Source organism: Bartonella sp. CE47NXGY (assembly GCF_042195415.1).
Classification (GTDB): domain Bacteria; phylum Pseudomonadota; class Alphaproteobacteria; order Rhizobiales; family Rhizobiaceae; genus Bartonella.
On record NZ_JBHIOI010000222.1, the window covers coordinates 1 to 734 of the forward strand.

Genomic DNA, 734 nt, shown 5'->3' on the forward strand with positions numbered 1-734 from the left:
CACCGTTCCAAAGCATTCGCTATGGCCTGCTAAGAATAGACAAAACCTTCCTCCTTAATGAGAAAGGCTCATAAACGAAAACTGTTTGGCGTTATCTGCACCTTTGCAAAAAGAGATGAGAGTTCATATCACACACTTGGAAAAGAGCATTTCGTAACATATTCTGACAGAATTGAAAGTAAAATACAATGAAATATACCAAAACACAAAGGGTACTCATTTTAACACCGATCGCTTTAGGTGCTTTAACGATATTCCTTGTCCCTCATTTTTTATTGTTTATAACAAATGGACTAAAAAGCGATCAAATTTATTGGACACTTCGTTCTGAGCCTTTATTAGTCTTAGCACTAACGGCTGCTGTTTCATTGTTGTATAGTCTCTCGCAAAAACTGCACCTGCGTAAAATGATCACTTTTGTCTCCGTTGTCTTTTTTGGAACAACCGCTCTTTACTATATTAGTGGTGAAATAAAACGTTTAAGTCCCTATGTTGGCCAACAAGGAATAACATGGGGCTATGCTCTTCAATTCATGGACCCCATGGTTGTTTTTGGCATCATTATTGGTGTTTTTTTTTCCATCATTCAATTCGTAACAACCCTTCCCCCTAAAAGTAAGGTCAAGCGTGCAAAAAAAGGTATTTTTGGTGAGGCAGCTTGGATGAATTTAAGAGAGGCAGCAAAAATCTTTCCTGCCAATGGGCAAATTGTTGTGGGTGAAAGATACCGTGTC

The 734-nt window shown here is 38.3% G+C and carries 1 pseudogene; it reads left to right on the forward strand.

Going from position 1 to position 734, the window contains the following annotated elements:
- Positions 1–188: 188 nt before the first annotated feature.
- Positions 189–734 (forward strand): annotated as a pseudogene (locus ACFIL3_RS10785) (Ti-type conjugative transfer system protein TraG); the annotation flags it as partial.